This is a genomic window from Methylobacterium sp. DB0501, assembly GCF_011043735.1.
GTDB classification, from domain to species: domain Bacteria; phylum Pseudomonadota; class Alphaproteobacteria; order Rhizobiales; family Beijerinckiaceae; genus Methylobacterium; species Methylobacterium alsaeris.
The window spans coordinates 173,424-191,426 of the sequence record NZ_JAAKGV010000003.1 but is presented as its reverse complement, the minus strand read 5'-3'; the positions used below and the strand labels follow the sequence as shown (position 1 = coordinate 191,426).

The 18,003-nt window shown below is 72.2% G+C and carries 14 protein-coding genes; 3 read left to right on the top strand and 11 right to left on the bottom strand.

The features are described 5' to 3' along the window. Window positions 1-129: 129 nt before the first annotated feature. The gene (locus G4G93_RS06530) at window positions 130-474 is read left to right on the top strand and encodes a hypothetical protein (RefSeq protein ID WP_165082407.1); all 345 of its coding nucleotides are present in this window, start codon (window positions 130-132) and stop codon (window positions 472-474) included. Window positions 475-642: 168 nt separating this feature from the next. Here the strand turns inward: G4G93_RS06530 and G4G93_RS06525 are convergent, their stop codons facing one another. Together G4G93_RS06525 and G4G93_RS06520 are read right to left on the bottom strand one after the other, a co-directional pair. Then, on the bottom strand, window positions 643-1,644 hold the full coding sequence (locus tag G4G93_RS06525; protein WP_165082405.1) for an ABC transporter substrate-binding protein: 1,002 nt from the start codon (window positions 1,642-1,644) through the stop codon (window positions 643-645). Between the two features lie 153 nt (window positions 1,645-1,797). Then, window positions 1,798-2,061: a DUF6356 family protein gene (locus G4G93_RS06520; RefSeq protein WP_165082403.1), complete on the bottom strand. Its 264-nt coding sequence runs from the start codon at window positions 2,059-2,061 to the stop codon at window positions 1,798-1,800. Between the two features lie 179 nt (window positions 2,062-2,240). Here G4G93_RS06520 and G4G93_RS06515 point away from each other — a divergent pair, with 179 nt between their 5' ends. Both G4G93_RS06515 and G4G93_RS06510 read left to right on the top strand, forming a co-directional pair. After that, a complete protein-coding gene (locus tag G4G93_RS06515; protein WP_165082401.1) occupies window positions 2,241-2,702 on the top strand; it encodes an Lrp/AsnC family transcriptional regulator in 462 nt (153 codons plus the stop codon). Between the two features lie 115 nt (window positions 2,703-2,817). Next, window positions 2,818-4,281 carry an MDR family MFS transporter gene (locus G4G93_RS06510; protein WP_165082399.1) on the top strand — a complete coding sequence of 488 codons (1,464 nt, stop codon included), beginning with the start codon at window positions 2,818-2,820 and terminating at the stop codon, window positions 4,279-4,281. Window positions 4,282-4,353: 72 nt separating this feature from the next. On the opposite strand, the gene G4G93_RS06505 is transcribed toward G4G93_RS06510, so the two are convergent. The 9 genes from G4G93_RS06505 to odhB form a co-directional block, all read right to left on the bottom strand. Further along, a complete protein-coding gene (locus tag G4G93_RS06505) occupies window positions 4,354-5,178 on the bottom strand; it encodes a response regulator (RefSeq protein ID WP_165082397.1) in 825 nt (274 codons plus the stop codon). Between the two features lie 139 nt (window positions 5,179-5,317). Continuing rightward, the gene (locus G4G93_RS06500) at window positions 5,318-6,283 is read right to left on the bottom strand and encodes a tyrosine recombinase XerC (protein ID WP_165082395.1); all 966 of its coding nucleotides are present in this window, start codon (window positions 6,281-6,283) and stop codon (window positions 5,318-5,320) included. Between the two features lie 80 nt (window positions 6,284-6,363). Next, window positions 6,364-7,242 carry an aldose 1-epimerase family protein gene (locus G4G93_RS06495; RefSeq protein WP_165082393.1) on the bottom strand — a complete coding sequence of 293 codons (879 nt, stop codon included), beginning with the start codon at window positions 7,240-7,242 and terminating at the stop codon, window positions 6,364-6,366. A 245-nt stretch (window positions 7,243-7,487) separates the two neighbouring features. Then, on the bottom strand, window positions 7,488-9,164 hold the full coding sequence (locus tag G4G93_RS06490) for a DEAD/DEAH box helicase (protein ID WP_165082392.1): 1,677 nt from the start codon (window positions 9,162-9,164) through the stop codon (window positions 7,488-7,490). Window positions 9,165-9,526: 362 nt separating this feature from the next. Next, entirely contained in the window at window positions 9,527-13,372 is a 3,846-nt protein-coding gene (locus tag G4G93_RS06485; protein ID WP_246736585.1) for an ATP-binding protein, read from the bottom strand. 114 nt (window positions 13,373-13,486) lie between these two features. Next, on the bottom strand, window positions 13,487-14,029 hold the full coding sequence (locus tag G4G93_RS06480; RefSeq protein ID WP_165082388.1) for a gluconokinase: 543 nt from the start codon (window positions 14,027-14,029) through the stop codon (window positions 13,487-13,489). A gap of 238 nt (window positions 14,030-14,267) precedes the next feature. Continuing rightward, window positions 14,268-15,671 carry a dihydrolipoyl dehydrogenase gene (lpdA, locus tag G4G93_RS06475; protein WP_165082386.1) on the bottom strand — a complete coding sequence of 468 codons (1,404 nt, stop codon included), beginning with the start codon at window positions 15,669-15,671 and terminating at the stop codon, window positions 14,268-14,270. Between the two features lie 160 nt (window positions 15,672-15,831). Next, a complete protein-coding gene (locus G4G93_RS06470) occupies window positions 15,832-16,578 on the bottom strand; it encodes an SDR family oxidoreductase (RefSeq protein ID WP_165082384.1) in 747 nt (248 codons plus the stop codon). A 65-nt stretch (window positions 16,579-16,643) separates the two neighbouring features. Next, window positions 16,644-17,915 carry a 2-oxoglutarate dehydrogenase complex dihydrolipoyllysine-residue succinyltransferase gene (gene odhB, locus G4G93_RS06465; RefSeq protein WP_165082382.1) on the bottom strand — a complete coding sequence of 424 codons (1,272 nt, stop codon included), beginning with the start codon at window positions 17,913-17,915 and terminating at the stop codon, window positions 16,644-16,646. Window positions 17,916-18,003 lie beyond the last annotated feature (88 nt).

The window sequence follows — 18,003 nt, the reverse complement described above, 5'->3', positions numbered from 1 at the left end:
CGCTGGCGGACAAAGCCGGCAGCCCGCCCGACATTGGCACCTCACCCCGGACCGCCACGCTGGCGGAGCGTCCGCACTCGCCTATCTCGGACCAGAGGGCCGACAGCCGCGACGGCCGGGAGACTGGGCATGATCCGAAGCGTCGTCCTCATCGCCGCGGCCCTGATGCCGACCCTGGCGCTCGCCGGCCCGCGGACCCGCGCGCCCGCTCCCGTCGGCCCCCTCATCACCGGTCTGCCCGGCTACGATTGCCGGATGTGGAGCCCGTTCGACCACGACACCGTCGGGCCGTATCCGCGCCCCGGCGCCCGGCCGGTGCGGGCGGCGAGCGGCTGGGGCCGCAGCGCCTACGGCTACGGCACCGGCGGCGCCTCGGCCTCGGGAGCCGTCGCCTTCCCGGCCAACAGCGTGGCCGAATGCGACATCGGCGAGCTCACCGTCGGCCGCGCCGGGCTGGATCTCCTGCGGCGCTGAGGCGCGAAGCCCGGCCGGGGCACGAAGCCGGGTCCGTTTGCAGACCCGTGTCCACCTCGCAGGGCCGCCCCGGGGCCGCGAAGCGGAGCCCGGATCGACCAGGAGGGGGGCCTGTCGTCGGAGCCGGGCCTCGCCGTCGGCCAAGCCCGGCTCGTCTCGCGCCCTCCCCTACGTCCCCGGCTGGCCGTGCACCGCCTTGTAGAAGAAATCCGTCCACGCCTTCGGCCGGGTCTTCAGCACGCCGGCCTTCGCCAGGTGGTCGGCCTGCAGCATCGTGCCGTAGGGCGTGGTCGAGAACACGACGCCGGGCTGCTTCATCATGGCGACGAGCTCGTCGGGCTCGAACTTCTCCTTGGTGGCGCCGAGATAGAGTTCGGCGGCGCGCTTCGGGTCGTCGCGAATGAGGGCGTTCGCCTCCTCGATGGCGGCGAGCACCGCGGCGGTGGTCCTGGGGTTCTGCTCCATGAACTTGCCGCGGCCGAACACGATGGCGTTGCTCAACGGCCCGCCGACCACGTCGTAGGAGTTCAGCACCACGTGGATCTTCGGGTCCTTCAGCTCGATCTGCTGGTAGGGCGGCAGCGAGAAGTGGCTGTTGACCTCGCTGGTGCCCCCGAGCAACGCCCCCACCGCGTCGGGGTGGCCGAGCTGCACGGTGATCGGATCGAGCTTGTTGCGGCCGGCCTCGCCGAGCTGGCGCTCGGCGGCGATCTGCAGCATCACCGCTTGTGCGGAAACCTTCACGGTCGGCACCGCGATCCGGTCCTTGGCCGAGAAGTCGGCGAGCGTCTTCACCGCCGGGTTGCGGGTGACGAGCATCATCGGCGCGCCGGCAGAGGCGGCCAGCCCCTTCACCTCGCCGCGGGTGCGGTCCCAGGCCAGCAGCAGGTTGGTGGCGCCGCTCGTCACGAAGTCGACGTTGCCGGAGATCAGCGCATCGACCGAGGCGCCGCCGCTCGTCAGCGTGACCCAGCTCACCTTGACCGGGCCGAGGCCCGCCGCCGCGACGTGCTTCTCGACCAGGCGCTGCTGCTCGGCCAGCACCATCGGCATGTAGATCAGGCCGGGCTGGCGGGTGAAGCGGACCTCGCCGGTCTCGGCGTTCGCAGGAGAGGCGGAAAGGCCGAGCGCGACGGCCAGCGCGCCGACGGCGCGCCTGAGGAACGGCATGGGCGAATGCTCCCTGGTTCCCGGCCCCTGTCCGGACGCTCGGGGAGAGTGCCCGCCGGGACCGTGTGAGAGCCAGGGTCCGGAAATGTCCCGGAAACGTCAAGCCGCGACGCGAGCAAGCCCCGTCGAAACGAGCCTCGTCGAGAGAAGGGGTCAGGCCGAGACGGCACCGGGGGCATCGGTGGAGGCATCGGCCCGGGCATGCGCCGCACGCGTGCGGTGCGCCACCATGCGGTCGTGCAGCTTGAGGACCGTGCGCGAGCCGGTGCTGGTGAAGGCGAAGGGCAGCAGGCCGTGCACCAGGCAGGCCAGCCCCCCGGCGATCATGCGGAGGCCGAAGCCGGTCGCGACGCCCATATGCTCGAAATAGGTCTCGCCGACGGAGGCCGGGTGCTCGGAGAAGGACAGCTTCGACATCGGAGTCTCGCGGATTTCTGAAGGACCCGTTGGACGGAGTCCGGAAGGAACTGTGGGGGTCTCGAAAGGCACATGAGGATCGCACGGGAGCCGCGAAGCCGGATTGCGAATTTTCCCGGTTTACCGCAGGATTACGCAAGCTGGTTGTGCTGAATCGCCGTCGATTGGGAAAATCTTGCGTGGACGAGTTCGACCGAAAAATCCTGTTGTGCCTGCAGGAGAACGCGGCCGACTCGCTGGAGGCGATCGCCGCGCGAGTCGGCCTGTCGGCCTCGCCGTGCTGGCGGCGGATCCAGAAGCTGGAGGCGCAGGGGGTGATCCAGCGCCGGGTGGCGCTGCTCGATCCCGACCGGATGCGGGTCGGCGTCACGGTGTTCGTGTCGGTGCGCACCAACCGGCACACCGCCGACTGGGCCGAACGGTTCTGCGCCGCCGTGGTGACGATCCCCGAAGTGGTCGAGTTCTACCGGATGAGCGGCGAGACCGATTACCTGCTGCGCATCGTCGTGCCCGACATCGCGGCCTATGACCGGGTCTACAAGCGGTTGATCCAGTCTGTCGATCTCTACGACGTCAGTTCCGCCTTCGCGATGGAGCGGATCAAGTACACCACCGCCCTACCGGTCACTTACGCAGAGTAAGCATTGGGCGGGCGGCTTCGCGCGGGTCTGGCCTGCGCCGGGCACCGGTTGCTTTCCGGGCGGATCGGTATAGCTGCGCCGGTCGGCCCCCTCCCCTGCCCGAAGCCTTTCGACCATGACGACTTCCCGGACGACGCGCCGTCCCCTCGTGATCGCCGCCGTGATGGCCGCCATGGCGATGGTGGCGATCGAGGCGACGATCATCTCGACCGCGATGCCGGGCATCGTCGGCGAGCTCGGCGGGCTGTCGCTCTACGCCTGGGTCTTCTCCGGCTTCCTGCTGACCCAGACCGCCGCCACCATCGTGTTCGGCAAGCTCGCCGACATCCATGGGCGCAAGCCCGTGCTGCTCATCGGCATCGCGGTGTTCCTCGCCGCCTCGACCCTGTGCGGCTTCGCCTGGTCGATGCCGGCGATGATCGCCTTCCGGCTGATCCAGGGCGTCGGCGCCGGGGCGATCCAGCCGATCGCGCTCACCATCGTGGGCGACCTCTACAGCGCCCAGGAGCGCGGGCGGATCCAGGGCTTCCTCGCCAGCGTCTGGGCGATCTCGGCGGTGGTCGGGCCCCTGGCGGGAGGCTTCATCATCGCGCACGCCTCGTGGTCGTGGATCTTCTGGATCAACCTGCCGGTCGGGGTGGTGGCGACCGCCCTGTTCGTGCTCTTCCTGCACGAGGGCGAGCGGCGCCAGCGCCGGCCGGTCGACGCCAAGGGCGCGGCCCTGTTCACCCTGACGGTCGCCGCCCTGATGGTGGCGCTGACCGAGGCAGGCGAGGCGCGCTGGTCCGTCGTGACGGGAGCCGCCGCGCTCGGCCTCGTCGCGGCAGTGCTGCTGGCCTTGCAGGAGAGCCGGGCGCCGGAACCGGTGATCGACGCCGCCCTCTGGCGGCGCCGGCCGATCGCCGCCGCCAACGCCACCTCGCTCCTGGCGGGCATGGCGCTCATCGGGCTCACCACCTTCCTGCCGATGTACGTGCAGGGCGTGCTCGGGCAGACCCCGATCGTCGCCGGCATGGCGCTCACCGTGATGGTGCTCGGCTGGCCGATGGGCGCGACGCTGGCGGCGCGCAACCTGCACCGCTTCGGCCTGCGGCGCATCCTGGTCACCGGCGGCCTGCTGCTGCCGCTCGGCGCGCTGGCGATCGTGACGCTGCAGCCCGGCAGCCCGCCGGCGCAGGCCGGAGCCGGCTCGCTGATCATGGGCTTCGGCATGGGGCTGCTCAGCAACGCGGCCCTGATGCTGATCCAGGAGATCGTGCCCTGGACCCAGCGCGGCAGCGCCACTGCGTCGAACATCTTCTCGCGCAACCTCGGCAGCACGCTCGGCGCCACGGTGTTCGGCGCGGTGCTCAATCACGGCCTGGCGGCCGCGGGCAGCACCGTCACGGCCGACAGCCTGCAGCAGGCGCTGGCGGCGGGCGGCTTGCCGGGGGAGGCCGAGGCCGTACGACAGGTGCTGCAGCACGCCCTGCACCAGACCTTCTGGGCCGTGCTGGTGATCTCCGCGGCGGCCTTCGCCACCGCCCTCCTGGTGCCGCACGTCGCCATCGGGCGGGCCCGCGAGGTACCGGCCGAGTGACCGACCGGCTCGGGCCGACCGCGCGGCGGCTTCCCTAGCGCGCTGCGGCTTCCCTAGCGCGCTGCGGCTTCCCTAGCGCGCTGCGGCTTGGGCCGGCAGGGCCTCGGTGGTGGCGTTGATGAGGTAGGGCCGGCGCAGACCCAGCACGTGGTAGAGCACCCGGTCGACGTCGCGGGCGAAGAAGGGCTTCCGCAGCACGTAGTCGATGCCGAAATGGCGCGAGGCCTGGGCCATGGAGGCGGCGTCGCCCCCGGTCATCAGCACCAGCGGCGTGCCGGGCGCCACCTCGCGGATCTGGCAGGCGAGTTCGAGCCCCCCGCCCCCGCCGCGCAGGCCGACATCGATCAGCACGACGTCGCAGGCCGCCTGCCGGGCGAGCTTGAGGGCATGGGGGCCGCTCTCGATCTCCTCGACCGCGAGGTTGAACCCGGAGGTCGCCAGGATCCGGCGCACCAGGGCGCGGCTCTGGGGGGCGCTGTCGACGAGGAGCAGGCGAGTCGGCTGGCGGCGCCGGGCATGGGCCTGGAGCAGCCCGGCGACATGGGCCTCGTCGAGGGGCAGGCGCAGGAACTCGTGGGCGTCGAGGTGCTGCGAGACTTCCGTCCAGCGAGAGAAGATCTGCGTCGCGATCAGGATCAGGCAGGGCACCGCGAACCCTTGCGCCTTGAAGCGGGCGACCGCCTCCGGGCCCGTCGCGTCCTCGAATTGCAGGCCGACGAAGGCGAGGACCGGCCGGTGGATCAGGCAGGTCTCGCAGGTCTCGCGGCTCGTCTCCGCCTCGATGATGTGCAACGAGGGGTCATGCGCCCGGATCAGGGCCACGAGGCTGCGGCGCAGGGCGGGATCGCGGTCGGCGACGAGGGCCGTGGCCGGTCCGCGGGCATCTTTGTCGCTCACCGCCATCGTGCTTCGTCCGAATCGCAGGTCAACGTCAGGATCGGCCCGGCCTCCGGTTCAAGGTCGCAGGTCGGGCCGCCTGGGGTCTAAAGTGCTAACCGGCAAAGATTAGCACTCGATTACGATGAGCCGATATGGCTCACGATGCCCGGGCCCGCGGATGTGCGGCATCGAACGCGTCGAGCAGACGAACCGCATCGACCTTGGTGTAAACCTGCGTCGTCGCGAGGGAAGCGTGCCCCAACAGCTCCTGGATTGCCCTCAGGTCGCCTTGGCGGGCGAGGAGATGGGTGGCGAAGGAGTGGCGCAGGGCGTGCGGCGTCGCGCTGTCGGGCAACCCGAGCGCCCCGCGCATCGAGGCGACGGCGAGCTGGACGATGCGCGGCGAGAGCGGCCCGCCCTTGGCGCCGACGAAGAGCGGCCCCTCCGGGGGGAGGCCGTAGGGGCACAGGCGCAGATACTCGGCCACCGCGGCCTGAACCTGGGGAATCACCGGCACGCTGCGGGTCTTCTGGCCCTTGCCGATCACCGTCACGGCGTCGATGCCGTCGAGCGGGGCGTCGCGGCGCGCGAGGCCCAGCGCCTCCGAGATGCGCAGGCCCGAGCCGTAGAGCAGGGCCAGCACCGCGGCGTCCCGGGCGAGCACCCAGGGCGGGCGCTCGTCGCCGGCCCGGATGTCGGGGCTCGCCATGGCGATTGCGGCGGCGACGGGCAGCGGCCGGGGCAGGCGCCGCTCGACCTTGGGCGAGCGCACGGCGGCGAGCGCCGCGACGCTGCCGTGCCCCTCGCGATCGAGGTGGCGAGCGAAGGAGCGCAGGCCTGCGAGCGCCCGCATCAGGCTGCGCCCACCTACCCCCTCCTGGCGCCGTGCCGCCATGAAGGCGCGCAGGTCGCGGGGCTTGAGCCCGATCAGCGTCGGGATGTCGGGGTTCCGACCGTGGCGGGCCAGGTGGACCAGGAACTGGCGCAGGTCGCGCCGGTAGGCCTCGACGGTGTTGGGCGACAGGCGCCGCTCCGAGGCGAGCCCCGCGAGCCACGCGATGGCCGCCGCCCGCACATCGGGCGCGCCGGGCAGGATCAGGTCGGCGGGTTCGGCGTCGGGCATCGGGCCGGGCTCCGGTCGCGGGTGGGTCGCGCCGGCGAGTAGGGCTTACGGCTGGTTGACGGGCGGTTGACGGTGGCCGGTCAGGCCGGCGTGAAACGCAGGGTCACGCCGTGGCGGGCGCTCGCGCCCGGCGCCAGCAGGGCCTGCGAATCGCGCGTCGCAAGCTCGCCGGAGAAGCCCTGCCAGTCGGCGTGGCCGGTCCAGCATTCGAGCGACAGGAACGGCGCCGTCGGCTTCGTCCAGACCGCGAGGTGGGGGAAATCCTCCGTCTCGAGGGCGATCGTCGCGCCCGACGGCGCGGTGAAGCGCATGCGGCGGCTGCGGGCGTTCAGGAAGACCAGCGCCTCGGTGAACATCTCCGGATCGAGGGGCAGGGTGTCGCCGTCGAGGGGCAGCGGCCGCTCGCTGCGCACCAGCAGGCCGCCGGGCCCGACCTCCGGCACCGCCGGCCGCTCCGGCACATCGAAGCGCACCGCGTAGCCGCCGCCGGCCGCGCGGGCGCCGTCCGCGAAGGGCCACGGGAAGGCCGGATGGAAGCCGAGGCCGTAGGGCAGCGGCTCGGAGCCCGGATTGTGGACCGTGCAGGCGAAGGCGAGCGCGCCGTCCCGGACCGTGGCGGTGATGTCGACGCGGAAGGCGAACGGGTAGTGCGTCCGGGATTCCGCGGTGTCGGCGAGGCGGACGGTGACGCTGTCCTCGGCCTGTGCGACCACGTCGAAGCGGCTGTCGCGGGCGAAGCCGTGCTGCGCCATCGGGTAGGCGCGGCCCGCCACCGTGATGACGCCGCCCGCGGAGGCGCCGACGACCGGGAACAGCCAGGGCGCGTGCCGGTTCCAATGCGCCGGATCGCCCGACCAGAGGTACTCGGTGCCGCCGACCCGCCAGGAGACCGGCTCGGCGCCGGTGAGGGCGAGACGGGCGATGGTGTCGCGGTGGCGGATCTCGACGGTGTCGGTCATCGGGGCCTCATGAAGCGCAAGCGCCCAACCCTCCTCCCTCTGCAGGGCGGGTGGCGAACGCAGTGAGCCGGGAGAGGGGCAGCGCGACGTCTAGGAACACGGCGCCCGTCAGAATGGCCGCGGCCTCTCCGGAAGCGGCGTCCCCCCCTCCCGTCCCACGTCGTGGGGCACCCTCCCCCGCAGAGGGGGGAGGGATCAAGTCGGCACCGTGGCGAACGGGGATATTACGCAGGCGAGGTGCCCGCTCACCCCCGTCGGGCATTGGTGTTGCGGCGGGGCTGGCGCGGGCGCGGCGGCACCTCGGCCTCGCCGCCGGCCAGGGCCTCGACCTGGAGGTCGGCCGGGCCGGTGCGGGGGAAGGTGTGGGCGAAGCGCTCGGCGGCACCGCCGCGGACCTCGAACTTGGTCTCGCGGTCGAAGATCCGGATCGCGCCGATCTCCTCGCGGGTCACGTCGCCGCGGCGGCACAGCATCGGCAGCAGGCGGCGCGGGTCGGCATTGTCGCGCCGGCCGACATTGAGGCGGAACCACACGCTCGACCCGAACGGGGCGCGCGGGCCGTCCCGCGGGGTGGTCTCGCGCTTGGTCGTCGCGCCGCGGCCGGTGGTGAAGCCCGGATCGGTGACATCCTCCGGAGCCGGCAGGCGCGAGCGGTAGGCCCGCACCAGGGCGGCGGCGAGGTCCTCGGCCGAGCGCTGGGCGAGCAGCGACTGGGCCATCGCCCGATCCTCGTCGCTGACCTCGTCGGTGACGAGCGGGTCCTGGAGCAGGCGCTCCTGGTCGAGGGCGCGGATCTCGTCGGCCGGCGGCGGGCCGGACCAGACCGGCACCACGTTCGCCCGCACCATCAGCTCCTCGGCCCGGCGGCGGCGCGACGGCGGCACGAGCAGCACGCTGATGCCCTTGCGCCCGGCCCGGCCGGTGCGGCCGGAGCGGTGCTGCATCACCTCGGCATCGTTGGGCAGCTCGGCGTGGATGACGAGGCCGAGGCCCGGCAGGTCGATGCCGCGGGCGGCGACGTCGGTGGCGACGCAGACCCGGGCGCGGCCGTCGCGCAGGGCCTGGAGGGCGGCGTTGCGCTCGCCCTGGCCGAGCTCGCCCGACAAGGCCACGGCCTGGAAGCCGCGCTCGGTCAGCACCGCCTGGAGGTGGCGCACGGAATTGCGGGTGTTGCAGAACACGATCGCGGTACGCGACTCGATCTGGCGCAGGGTGTTGACCACCACGAGCTCGGTCTCCCGCGGCAGGATGCGGAAGGCGCGGTACTCGATGTCGGCATGGGCCTTGGTCTCGCCGACGACCGCGATGCGCTTCGCATCGCGCTGATAGGACTCGGCGAGCGCCACGATGGCCTTCGGCAGGGTGGCGGAGAACAGCAGGGTGCGCCGCTCGGCAGGCGTCGTGCCGAGGATGAACTCCAGATCCTCGCGGAAGCCGAGATCCAGCATCTCGTCGGCCTCGTCGAGCACCACGGCGCGCAACGCCGACGGGTCGAGGTTGCGCCGCTCGAGATGGTCACGCAGGCGGCCGGGCGTGCCGACCACGATATGGACGCCGTCGGCGAGCCAGCGGCTCTCGCGCCGCGGATCCATGCCGCCGACGCAGGACACGACGCGGGCGCCGGCCGGGCCGTAGAGCCAGGACAGCTCGCGATGGACCTGGAGCGCCAGCTCACGGGTCGGCGCGATCACCAGCGCCAGGGGCGCGCCGGGCGCAGGCAGCATCTCGGCGTCGCCGAGCAGGGTACGGGCGAGCGCCAGGCCGTAGGCGACGGTCTTGCCGGAGCCGGTCTGGGCCGAGACGACGAGGTCGCGCCCCTCGGTCTCGGGCTCGAGGACGGCGGCCTGGACCGGCGTCGGGTCTTCGTAGCCGCGGTCGGCGAGGGCCTTGGCGAGGGGGGCGGGCAGAACAGGAAACGGCACGTGGATTCGATCCCGGGGTAATGCGACGCGCGGGGATCGAATCGGCTCCGGAGGCCCATGGCTCTTGGAAGCTCATGGCCTCGTGGAGAGGGCCGGCCGCGTCGGCGGCGGGCGCTCTGCGGCGCGCGGGGAATCCCTACGGTCTTTTCGTGGAGGATGGTGCTGTTACAGGGGTTCGGGCCTGAGGTCCACCCCGTGGGGCCTCCCTGCGCGAAGGCGCATGGCTGAGAAGGCGCCCGGCGCATAGGCGCGGTGCCGGCTCGCGGGGGACGCTGCCGGACGGACCACCGCCCCGTTCTCACCCTCCCGTCTTTCCCGGAAGACGGGACGAGGAGCATCGTGCCGCAACGGCAATCGCCCGCTCACCCCTCGATCATCGCCCGGATGCGTCGCGCCAGGAGATCGACCGGGAACGGCTTGGTGATCATCTGCATGCCGGGGGCCAGGAACCCCGCCATGGCGGCGTTCTCGGCGTAGCCCGTGATGAACAGCACCTTGAGGTCCGGGCGGTGCTCGCGGGCGGCATCGGCGAGCTGGCGGCCGTTGAGGCCCGGCAGGCCGACATCGGTGACGAGGAGATCGATGCGGCCGGGCGCCCGCAGGGCGGCGAGGCCGGCCGGGCCGTCCTGGGCCTCCAGCGCCCGGTAGCCGAGGTCGCGCAGCACGTCGACGATCAGGCTGCGCACCGCCGGCTCGTCCTCCACCACCAGCACGGTCTCGCCGCTGCCGGCGACCGGCGGCGCGGGCACGGCCTGCGAGGCAGCCGCGGTCTCGGCAGGCGGGTCGGCATCGGCGGGTCGGTCGTGGCGCGGCAGGTAGAGCGCCACGGTGGTGCCGCGGCCGACCTCGGAGGCAATGACCGCGTGGCCGTCGGACTGGCGGGCGAAGCCGTAGATCATCGACAAGCCCAAGCCCGTGCCCTGCCCGATCGGCTTCGTGGTGAAGAACGGGTCGAAGGCGCGGCGCACCACCTCCGGCGGCATGCCGGTGCCGGTATCGGTCACGGCGAGGCGGATATAGGGCCCCGGCGCCACGTCGCCGTGGGCGGCGGCGAAGATCGCGTCGAGCTCGACGTTGCGGGTCTCGATGGTGAGCCGCCCGCCCTCCGGCATCGCGTCGCGGGCATTGATGGCGAGGTTGAGGATCGCGCTCTCGAGCTGGTTGGCGTCGCAGAGCGTCGGCCACAGCCCCTCGCCGAGGCGGGTCTCCAGGGTGACGGTCTCGCCCAGCGTGCGGCGGACCAGATCCTCCAGGGAGGCGACCAGCGCGTTGGCGTCGACGGCCTGCGGGTCGAGGGGCTGGCGCCGGGCGAAGGCCAGCAGCCGGTGGGTCAGCGCCGCGGCGCGGTGGGCGGAGGTCAGCGCCGCCTCGATGTAGCGGGGCGCGACGTCGAGACGGCCTTGCGAGAGCCGCGTCGAGAGCAGGTCGAGGGAGCCGACGATGCCGGTGAGCAGGTTGTTGAAGTCGTGGGCGATGCCGCCGGTGAGCTGGCCCACCGCCTCCATCTTCTGCGACTGACGGAAGGCCTCCTCCAGCTCGCGCTGCTCGGTGACGTCGCGCCCCACCGCGTGGAGATGGTCCTCCCCCGGCACCGCCGTCCAGGACAGGGTCCGGTAGGAACCGTCGGCGTGGCGATAACGGTTCTCGAACAGCAGCGTGGTCTCGCCTCCCTCGATGCGCCGGGCCTCCGCGGCCGTGCGGGCGCGGTCGTCGGGGTGGACGAAGTCGAGGAACGAGCGGCCGACGAGGTCCGCCGGCTTCCAGCCCAGCACCCCCTCCCAGGCCGGGTTGAGCGCCGCCATGGTGCCGTCGAACCGCGCGATCAGCATCACGTCCTTCGACAGGCGCCACATCCGGTCGCGCTCGCGGGTGCGCGCGGCGACCTGGACCTCCAGGGTCTCGTTGACCTGCCGCAGGGCGTCCGCCGCCTCGCGCCGGACCCGGGCGAGGCGCAGGTTGGTCTCGACCCGGACCTGCAGCTCTCGGGCCGAGAACGGCTTGATCAGGTAGTCGTCGGCGCCCGCCGCCAGCCCCTCGATGCGCGCCTCCTCGCCGGCCCGGGCCGAGAGCAGGATCACCGGGATGCCGCGGAGCGAGGGATCGTCGCGCAGGGCGGCGAGCAGCCCGAACCCGTCGAGCCCCGGCATCATCACGTCGGAGAGGACGAGGTCGGGGGCGTGGCGGCGCGCCGCCTCCAGCGCCGCGCGACCGTCACCCACCGCCTCGACGACGTGGCCGCTGTCGCCGAGCAGGCGCCCGACATAGGCCCGCATGTCGGCATTGTCGTCGGCGAGCAGCACCCGGCCGGTGAGGCCGGGCGGAACCGGGCGGGGCGCCTCGCCGAGATCGGCCGGCGCAAGCCCCGGCGGTGCAAATCCCTCGTCGCCGAGCCAGCGCGTCGCCTCCTCGACGAAGGCGTGCGAGCGGGTGGCGGTCGAGCCCCCGGTCCGGGGCGCGCGGATGCGGTCCTCCGGCAGGTGGTCGCGGCCGAGCGGCAGGCTCACCGTGAAGGTGCTGCCGTGGCCCAGGCTGCTCGCGACCGCGACCGTGCCGCCGTGGAGACGGACCAGCTCCTGCACCAGGGCGAGGCCGATGCCGGAGCCCTCGAAGCTGCGCCCCTGCGCGCCCTCGACCCGGTGGAAGCGCTCGAACAGCCGCGGCAGCTCGGCGTCCGGGATGCCGAGGCCGGTATCCGCCACGGTGAGCACCGCCCGGCCCTCCTCCGCCCGCAGGCGCACCGCGATGCTGCCCTCGAGGGTGAACTTGAAGGCGTTGGAGACGAGGTTGAGGACGATCTTCTCCCACATCTCCGGGTCGACGAAGGCGGGCTCGGGCAGGCCCCGGCAATCGACATCGAGGACGAGGCCGGCCTTGTCGGTGGCCGAGCGGAAGCTCGAGGCCAGCTCTGCGGTGAAGCGGCAGAGATCGAGGGGCTCGAAGGCGGCCTGGGCCCGGCCGGCCTCGATGCGCGAGAAGTCGAGGAGCGCGTTGACGAGCCGCAGGAGCCGCAGGCCGTTGCGGTGGGCCAGATCCACGAGGCGGCCCGTGTCGGGGTCGAGGCGGGGGGAGCCTGACGCCAGCACCTCGGCGAGCGGCCCGAGCATCAGGGTCAGGGGCGTGCGGAACTCGTGGCTGACGTTGGAGAAGAACACGGTCTTCTGCCGGTCGAGTTCGGCGAAGGCCTCGGCCCGGCGCCGCTCGGCCTCGTAGGCATTGGCGTTGGCCAAGCCCGTGGCGATCTGGCCGACGAACAGCGCGACGAAGCCGCGATACTCCTCGTCGAGGGGCCGATAGGGGTTCAGCCCGGCGACGAACACCCCGGCCGGGCGGCTCTGGCCCTGCTGGGCGATCGGCAGCACCAGGGCATGGGTCGGGGCCCGGTCCCACGGGCCGGCCGGCAGGTCGGCGAAGAGCGGGCCGAGTTCCGCGACCGGCAGCAGGCGCGGGGCGGACGAATCTTGACCGGAGGAATTCCGGCCGGGGGATTCGAGGAGGCCGAGCGCCAGGAGCACCGCCTCGTCCGCCCGCGCGACGGCCGGATGCCCGGGCCCGATCCCCGCCCGCGCCAGCAGGGCAGCCTCGGCTCCTTGCGCGTCGCCGCCCGAATAGGCCAGGGCCACCGGCAGGTCGGCGGTCCCCTCGCCCAGGCAATCGGCCACGACCGCGCCGACCTCCGCCGCATTCCGGGCCGCCGCCATCCCGGCGCCGAGATCGCGCAAGGAACGTAGGCGCCGCTCGCCGATCACCCGCTCGGTCTCCTCCGAGACGACGCAGAGCATGCCGCTGACGGTGCCGGCATCGTCGGCGAGCGGGCTGTACGAGAAGGTGTGATAGCTCTCCTCGGTGAAGCCGCGCCGCTCCAGGAACAGCAGCAGCGCCTCGTCCCAGGTCGCCTGGCCGGTGCTCAGCACCTGGGCGATGCGCGGGCCGATATCGGGCCAGATCTCGGCCCAGACCCGGTCGGAGCGGGCCCCGAGCGCCCAGGCCTCCTTGACGCCGAGCGTCGGCTTGTAGGCGTCGTTGCAGAAGAACGTCAGTTCGGGGCCCCACGCCATCCACATGGCGAAGCGCGAGCCGAGCATGATCCGCACGGCCGTGGTCAGCGATGGCGGCCAGCCCTCGACCGGCCCGAGGGGCGTCGCCGCCCAGTCGTGGGCGCGCAGGCGTGCGCCCATCTCGCCACCGCCGGGGAAGAGGGTCTCACGCATCGCGGGCAGGTCACCGGGCATGGCCGTGTCGAGCATACCTTCGCGATGGCACGGGCGCCGCGAACTGTCAAAAACCAGGCATAATCGGCATCTCTTCGGCCCCGCCCGGGGGCGTCAAGGTGCTCGTCCGGTCAGCGTCCCGACTATCTCGGCGACGATCTGCTGCGGCGTGCCGCCGACCGAGACCACCAGGGGATTCTCGTCGGGCGCGGGCACCTGCAGGGTGCGGAACTGGCTGTCGAGCAGGCTCGTCGGCATGAAATGCCCGTGCCGGGCGGCCATGCGCCGGCCGATCAGATCGCGGTCGCCCTTCAGGTAGACGAGGCGCACGTCCGGCCGGTCCCCGACCAGGATCTCGCGATAGGCCCGCTTGAGGCCCGAGCAGGTGACCACGCCGTGCCGCCCCTCGGCGCGGACCCGGTCGATCCACGCCGCGATCGCGGCGAGCCAGGGCCAGCGGTCCTCGTCGGTGAGCGGGGTGCCGGCCTGCATCTTCTCGACATTGGCGGCCGGATGGAAATCGTCGCCGTCCTCGAACTCCCAGCCGAGCCGGCCGGCGAGCAGGCTCGCCACCGTGCTCTTGCCCGAGCCGGAGACGCCCATGACCACGATGACCGCGGGGGGTGTGATGGTCCCGCTTGCTGCCGCGTTGTCCATCGCGGTGGATCCTTCGACTCGAGAACTCATCGAGCGCGGCGCCCAACCCTCCCCCCTCCGCGGGGGAGGGTGGCGAGCGGCGCGAGCGCAGCGGGACGACGTCCCACCGAGAGGGGCGGCGCGACGGCTTCGGAAGCGGCGCCCTTCAGAACGGTTCAGGCATTTCCGGAAGCGGCGTCCCCTCTCCCGCCCTGCTTCGCAGCGGGGGAGGGTCATGGGCGGCGCCGTCGCGGGAACCTCACATGTGCAGCGCGCGCTTCTCCACCGCGAGCGCGGCTTCCTTCACCGCCTCGGTCAGGGTCGGGTGGGCGTGGCAGGTGCGGGCGATGTCCTCGGAGGAGGCGCCGAACTCCATCGCCACCGCGACCTCCATGATGAGGTTGCCGGCATCGGGCCCGACGATGTGGACGCCGAGCACCCGGTCGGTGGCGGCATCGGCCAGCACCTTCACGAAGCCGTCGGTGGTGTGGTTCACCTTGGCGCGGCCGTTCGCCGTGAACGGGAACTTGCCGATGTTGTAGGCGATCCCGTCCTTCTTCAGTTCCTCCTCGGACTTGCCGACCGAGGCGACCTCGGGCGTGGTGTAGACCACGTTGGGAATCACGCCGTAATTCACGTGGCCGGCCTTGCCGGCGAGAATCTCCGCCACCGCGACGCCCTCGTCCTCGGCCTTGTGGGCGAGCATCGGGCCGGCGATCACGTCGCCGATCGCGTAGATGCCGGTGACGTTGGTGGCGTAGCGGTCGTCGGTCTGGATCCGGCCCTTGTTGTCGAGCTGGACGCCGACCGTCTCCAGGCCGAGGCCCGCCGTGTAGGGCGTGCGGCCGATGGCGACGAGGACCACGTCGGCCTCCAGGGTCTCGGCGGTGCCGCCCGCGGCCGGCTCGACCGTGACCTTGGCACCGGCACCCGTGCGCTCGACACCCGTGACCTTCTGCGACAGGCGGAACTGGATGCCCTGCTTCTGGAGGATGCGCTGGAACTGCTTGCCGACCTCGCCGTCCATGCCCGGCAGGATCCGGTCCAGGTACTCGACCACCGTGACCTCGGCGCCGAGACGGCGCCAGACCGAGCCGAGTTCGAGGCCGATCACGCCGGCGCCGATGACCACGAGCTTGCCCGGGACCTTGGTCAGGTCGAGGGCGCCGGTGGAGGAGACCACGACCTCCTCGTCGATGGTGACGCCCGGCAGGTTGGCGACGTCCGAGCCCGTCGCGATGACGACGTTCCTGGCCTCCAGGATCTGGTTGGCGCCGTCCTCCGAGGTGACCTCGACCCGGCCGGCCCCGGCGAGACGCCCGGTCCCCTGGACGGAATCGATGCCGTTCTTCTTGAGCAGGAACGCCACGCCCTTGGTGTTGCCGTCGATGCCCTCCTGCTTGAACGCCATCATCTTGGCCAGATCGAGCTTCGGCTCGCCGACGGTGATGCCGAGCACGGGGAAGTGCTTGGTGGCCTCCTCGAACGCCTCGGAGGCGTGGAGCAGAGCCTTCGACGGGATGCAGCCGACGTTCAGGCAGGTGCCGCCGTGGGCCGGGCGCTTCTCGACCACGGCGGTCTTCAGGCCGAGCTGGGCGGCGCGGAGCGCACAGACGTAACCGCCGGGGCCGGTGCCGATGACGACGAGATCGTAGGAGGACATACAGGACTCGCGAGGTTGGAAGCGGCGGGCCGGTGGGCCGCCGCCGATGAATGAGTGGAGCGATGACGGCTCAGCAGAGCGGCAGGACGCCGCTCTCCCGAATTCCTTGTTCTTGCCTCTTCGTCGCCGCCGAACCGGCGACCACGTCGGCGAATGATGCTCAGCGGCCGCCCGAGATCGTCAGGGTCGCGCCGGTGGCGTAGGAGGCCTCGTCCGACAGGAGCCACAGCACCGCGGCCGCGACCTCGTCGGCGGTGCCGGCGCGCTTCATCGGCACCAGGGGACTGAGCCGCGCCAGCCGGTCGGGCTGGCCGCCGCTGGCATGGATTTCGGTCTCGATCAGGCCGGGGGCGACGCCGTTGACCCGGATCCCTTCCGCGGCGACCTCGCCGGCGAGGCCGGTGGTGAGGGTGTCGATGGCGCCCTTCGACGCCGCGTAATCGACGTACTGGCCCGGCGCGCCGAGGCGGGCCGCGACCGAGGACAGGTTGACGATGACGCCGCCCTGCCCGCCGTGGCGGGTCGACATCCGCCGCACCGCCTCGCCGGCGCACAGGAACGAGCCGACGACGTTGGTGGTCATCATGCGGTGAAGGCGGGCGGGTGTCATCTCGTCGACGCGCGCGGCGTAGTCGACGACGCCCGCGTTGTTGACGAGGCCGCCGAGCTGACCCAGGCCGTCGGCCGCCTGGAACAGGGCCCGGATGTCGTCCTCGACCGCGACGTCGCTCCTGACGGCGAGCGCGGTGCCGCCGAGATCCTCGATCTCCCGCACCAGGGCATCGGCGGCGTCCTTGGCCGCGACGTAGGAGAAGCAGATCCGCCAGCCGGCCCGCGCGGCGCGCAAGGCGACCGCCCGGCCGATGCCGCGGCTGCCGCCGGTGACCACCAGGACCTTGTCCGTCATCGTCGTGCTCCCCGATGCGAGAGGCCCCTCCCCCGGGCGGGGAAGGGGCTGGTTTCAACCAAGCCTTACAGGTCGAGCACGAGGCGCGCCGGATCCTCCAGGGCCTCCTTGACCCGCACCAGGAAGGTCACGGCCTCCTTCCCGTCGACGATGCGGTGATCGTAGGACAGGGCGAGGTACATCATCGGCCGCGCCTCGATCTTGCCGTTGCGCACGACCGGCCGCTCCTCGATGCGGTGCATGCCGAGGATGCCCGATTGCGGCGCGTTGAGGATCGGGGTCGACATCAGCGAGCCGTAGATGCCGCCGTTGGTGATCGTGAACGTGCCGCCCTGCATGTCCTCGATCGACAGCTTGCCGTCGCGGGCCTTGCGGCCGAAGCCGGTGATGGCCTTCTCGATGCCCGAGATCGACAGCCGGTCGGCGTCGCGGACCACCGGCACGACCAGGCCCTTGTCGGTGCCGACGGCGATGCCGACGTGGTAGTAGTTCTTGTAGACGATGTCCTGGCCGTCGATCTCGGCGTTGACCGCCGGCACGTCCTTCAGGGCGCCGATCACCGCCTTGGTGAAGAAGCCCATGAAGCCGAGCTTGGCGCCGTGCTTCTTCTCGAACACGTCCTTGTACTGCTGGCGCAGGGCCATCACGGCGCCCATGTCGACGTCGTTGAACGTCGTCAGCATGGCGGCGGTGTTCTGCGCGTCCTTGAGGCGCCGGGCGATGGTCTGGCGCAGCTTGGTCATGCGCACCCGCTCCTCGCGGGAGGCATCGTCCGGGGCGGACGGGGCGCGGGCGACCTGCGGGGCCGGGGCCGGGGCGGGAGCGGAGGCGCCGGACGAGATCGCCGAGAGCATGTCGCCCTTGGTGACGCGGCCGTCCTTGCCGCTGCCCTTGAGCGACGACGGATCGACGCCGGATTCATGGGCGAGGCGCGCGACGGCCGGGCCGTGATCGCCCGAGGCGTGGCCCTTCGGTGCGGCGTCGCCGTGGCTGCCGTAGGAGGCGGACGACGACTTGGCCGGCGCCTCGGCGGCGGCCTTCGGGGCCTCGGCCTTGGGAGCCTCGGCCTTCGGGGCCGCACCGTTGCCGGCGGAGGCGCCGCCCTCGACGATCGAGCCGAGGAGCGCGCCGGGCTCCACCGTCTCGCCGTCCTTGGCGACGATGTCGCCGAGCTGGCCGGAGGCCGGGGCGTTGACCTCGAGGGTGACCTTGTCGGTCTCGAGCTCGACCAGGGGCTCGTCGGCCTTCACGGTGTCGCCGGGCTTCTTGAACCAGCGGCCGATCGTGGCCTCGCTCACGGACTCGCCGAGCGTCGGGACGCGGATTTCGGTGGCCATGTCTTCCGTCAGGGTTGGGGCGATGGGGGGTCGCCCGGAAACATTCAGGCGGCGCCCCTCATGGGGCGCCGGTGACTTGGGAGGCGAC

Coding starts and splice junctions, on each gene's coding strand:
- G4G93_RS06495 (WP_165082393.1), bottom strand. CDS start 7,242: ATGACCGACACCGTCGAGATCCGCCACCGCGACACCATCGCCCGTCTC.
- G4G93_RS06470 (WP_165082384.1), bottom strand. CDS start 16,578: ATGACGGACAAGGTCCTGGTGGTCACCGGCGGCAGCCGCGGCATCGGC.
- G4G93_RS06485 (WP_246736585.1), bottom strand. CDS start 13,372: ATGCGTGAGACCCTCTTCCCCGGCGGTGGCGAGATGGGCGCACGCCTG.
- lpdA (WP_165082386.1), bottom strand. CDS start 15,671: ATGTCCTCCTACGATCTCGTCGTCATCGGCACCGGCCCCGGCGGTTAC.
- G4G93_RS06480 (WP_165082388.1), bottom strand. CDS start 14,029: ATGGACAACGCGGCAGCAAGCGGGACCATCACACCCCCCGCGGTCATC.
- G4G93_RS06525 (WP_165082405.1), bottom strand. CDS start 1,644: ATGCCGTTCCTCAGGCGCGCCGTCGGCGCGCTGGCCGTCGCGCTCGGC.
- G4G93_RS06530 (WP_165082407.1), top strand. CDS start 130: ATGATCCGAAGCGTCGTCCTCATCGCCGCGGCCCTGATGCCGACCCTG.
- odhB (WP_165082382.1), bottom strand. CDS start 17,915: ATGGCCACCGAAATCCGCGTCCCGACGCTCGGCGAGTCCGTGAGCGAG.
- G4G93_RS06510 (WP_165082399.1), top strand. CDS start 2,818: ATGACGACTTCCCGGACGACGCGCCGTCCCCTCGTGATCGCCGCCGTG.
- G4G93_RS06500 (WP_165082395.1), bottom strand. CDS start 6,283: ATGCCCGACGCCGAACCCGCCGACCTGATCCTGCCCGGCGCGCCCGAT.
- G4G93_RS06520 (WP_165082403.1), bottom strand. CDS start 2,061: ATGTCGAAGCTGTCCTTCTCCGAGCACCCGGCCTCCGTCGGCGAGACC.